The following is a 3,606-nucleotide window of genomic DNA, read 5'->3' as shown; positions in this document are numbered from 1 at the left end:
AGCATCCGCTCCATCCAGGTCGTCAGCCGCGCCCACAAGGCCGGACTCACCCTCACCACCCGCGACATCTTCACCCACAAGACCGCCGCCGCCCTCGCCCGGGTCGCGGGCGGCGCCGACCCCACGGCGGCGACCGCGCCCGCCGAGGACGCCGGCGGCACCGGCCCGTACGAACTCACCCCGATCATGGGCCAGTTGCACGACGACACCACCAGCCTCACCGGCCCGGTCGTCAAGTACAGCCAGCACGTGGTCGTCCGGGTCCCCGCCGCCCTGGACGCCGAACTGCTCGACGCGGCCCTGCACACCCTGGTCGACCACCACGACGCGCTGCGCACCCGGGCCACCGAACCCGCCCCCGGCCTGTGGCACCTGGAGGCACTGGCCCCCGGCGCGCTCGCCGGCGTCCGCCTGGTCGCCACCGCCGAGAACGGCGCCGGCAGCGGCGCCGACGACCAGGACGCCCTCGGCTTCGCCGAGCGGCAGGCCGCCGCCGCCCGTGCCCGGCTCGACCCCGCCGCCGCCGTGATGATCCAGGCCGTGCTGATCGGCGCGGCCCCCGGCGCCGACACCGCCCTGCTGGTGCTCTCCGCCCACCACCTGGTCATCGACGGCGTGTCCTGGCGGATCCTGCTGCCCGACCTCGCCGCCGCCTGCGAGGCGCTGGCGGCCGGCCGCACCCCCGCCCTCGACCCGGTCGGCACCTCCTACCGCGCCTGGTCCCAGCTGCTCGCCGCGCAGGCCCGAACCCAGGTCCGCGGCCCCGAACTCGCCCTCTGGCAGTCGATCCTGACCGGCCCCGACCCGCTGGTCGGCACCCACCGGCTCGACCCCGAGACGGACGTCTACGGCACCCAGCGCACCCTGCGACTGGAGCTCGGCCCCGAGGTCACCGGCCCGCTGCTCACCGACGTCCCGGCGGCCTTCCACGCCGAGGTCAACGACGTCCTGCTGACCGGCCTCGCCCTCGCCGTCGCCGACTGGCGCCGCCGGCACGGCCGCGCCGACTACGCCCAGACCCTGATCGAGCTGGAGGGCCACGGCCGCGAGCAGCTCGGCGACGACCTCGACCTGTCCCGCACCGTCGGCTGGTTCACCAGCGCCTTCCCGATGCGCCTCGACCCCGGCACGCTCGACTGGGACGAGCTCTGGGCCGGCGGCCCCGCCCTCGCCGCCGCCCTCAAGCGGATCAAGGAGCAGCTGCGCGCGCTGCCCGACCGCGGCGTCGGCTACGGCCTGCTGCGCTACCTCAACCCGCACGCCGCCCGCGCCCTGGCCGGCCACCACAAGCCGCAGATCGGCTTCAACTACATGGGCCGCTTCGACGCCCGCGAGGCCCGCCTCTGGGAGCCGGCCGGCGGCGACGGTGTGGTCGGCACCGGCGCCCACCCCGCCATGCCGCTGCCGCACCTGCTCGACGTCACCCCGGCCACCGAGGACCGGCACGACGGCCCGCACCTGATCGCCAACTGGTCCTGGGCCGGCCGGACCGTCGCCGAGGAGGACGCCCAGGACGTCGCGGCCACCTGGTTCCGCGCCCTCGAACTGCTCGCCCGGCACGCCACCGCCCCCGGTGCGGGCGGCCGCACCCCCTCCGACCTGCCGCTGGTCGCCCTGGCCCAGGACGAGATCGAGGAGTACGAGGCCGAACTCGCCGAGGCCGGCACCGCCCTCGCCGACGTCCTGCCGCTCACCCCGCTCCAGCAGGGCATGCTCTTCCACGCCGACTACGACACCGCCGCCGGGGGCGGCGCGGACGCGGTCGACGTCTACACCCTGCAGATCGTCGCCGACATCGAGGGCGACCTCGACGCCGACGCCCTGCGCGCCGCCGGGCAGGCCCTGCTCGACCGGCACCCGAACCTGCGCGCCGCCTTCCGCGCCCGGGCCACCGGAGAGCCCGTCCAGGTCATCGCCCAGCACGCCGAACTGCCCTGGCTGGAAGCCGACCTGACCGACCTGCCGGAGCCCGCCCGGGCCGCCGAGCTGAGCCGCATCACCGAGGCCGAGCGCACCCGCCGCTTCGACCTCGCCGCGCCGCCGCTGCTGCGCTTCGCGCTCGTCACCCACGGCGAGGGCCGGCACCGGTTCATCTGGACCAGCCACCACATCCTGGTCGACGGCTGGTCGATGCCGCTGCTCGTCCGCGAGCTGTTCGCGCTCTGCGCGCCCGGCGCGGACGTCGCGCTGCTGCCCGACCCGGCCCCGTACCGCTCGTACCTGGCCTGGCTGACCGCGCAGGACCGCACGGCGGCCCGGGCCGCCTGGCACGAGGTCCTGGCCGACGTCGACGAGCCCACCCTGCTCGTCCCCGCCGACCCGAGCCGCCTCCCGGTGCTGCCCGACGCGGTGCTCGCCGAGGTGCCGCGCGAGCTGACCGCCGCGCTCGCCGGCTGGGCCCGCACCCAGGGCCTGACCGTCAACACCGTGGTGCAGGGCTGCTGGGCGCTGCTGCTCGGGCGGCTCACCGGCCGCCAGGACGTGGTGTTCGGCGCCGTCACCTCCGGCCGCCCGGCCGAGGTCCCGGACGTCGAGTCGATGATCGGCATGTTCCTCACCACCGTGCCGGTCCGGGCCCGACTGCACCCCGATGCCACCCTCGCCGAACTGCTGCACGCCCTCCAGGACCAGCAGACCGCGCTGCTCCCGCACGAGCACCTCGGGCTCGCCGCGATCCACCAGGCCGCCGGCCTGTCCGGCGAGGTCTTCGACACCGTGGTGCTGTTCGAGAACTTCCCGCTGGACGAGAACGGCCTCGACACCGGCGTCGCCGACGGCCCGCGCATCGTCCGCACCGAGGCCCTCGACGCCCGGCACCACCCGCTGAGCCTGGTGGTCCACCCCGGCGACAGCCTGCACCTGCGGCTGGACTACAACCCCGGCCTGTTCGGCCGGGCCGAGGTCGAGCGGGTCTCGGCGATCTTCCAGCACCTGCTGCGGACCGTCGCCGAGCGGCCCGGACTGCCGCTCGCCCAGGTCGACGTGACCGGCCCGGCGGACCTCACCGGCACCGGCACCCCCGGCGAGCTGGGCGGACTGCTCGGCACATGGGACCCGTCGATCCCCGAGGAGAGCCTCGGCGTCGTCGAGCGGGTGCGCGCCGTCGCCGCCCGCACCCCCGAGGCGACCGCCGTCACCGACGGCGCCGGCTCGCTGACCTACCAGGAACTGGTCGAGGCGGCCGGCGGCCTGTCCGCGGGCCTCGCGGAGGCCGGGGTCACCACCGGCTCGGTGGTCGCGATGCTCGCCGAGCCCGGCGTCCCGTTCATCACCGGCGTGCTGGGCGTGATCGGCGCAGGCGGTGCCTACCTGCCGCTCGACCCGGCCGCCCCCGCCGCCCGCAACACCGGGCTGCTGGAGGACGGCGGCGCCCGCCACCTGCTGGCCGGCGCCGGGTACGAGGCACAGGCCGCCGAGTTCGCCGCCGCCGTCCAGGGCGAGCCGGTCACCGTCATCGGCCTGGAGCAGGCCGCCGGCACGCGGGCCCTGCCCGACTGCGTGGGCACCGGGCTGGACCTGGCGTACGTGATGTTCACCTCCGGCTCCACCGGCAAGCCCAAGGGCGCGATGGTCCAGCGCTCCGGCATGATGAACCACCTCTGGGCC

Annotated in this window: 1 protein-coding gene; it reads left to right on the top strand. The window is 76.2% G+C overall.

Annotated features, from left to right (window positions below):
- The coding region (locus AC07AL_RS38480) for a condensation domain-containing protein (RefSeq protein ID WP_478319562.1) at positions 1 to 3,606 on the top strand (3,606 nt) is incomplete at both ends.

It is taken from the genome of Kitasatospora sp. NPDC043949 (assembly GCF_056435365.1).
The sequence above is the reverse complement of the archived record's forward strand: the minus strand, read 5'-3'. Positions and strand labels throughout refer to the sequence as shown.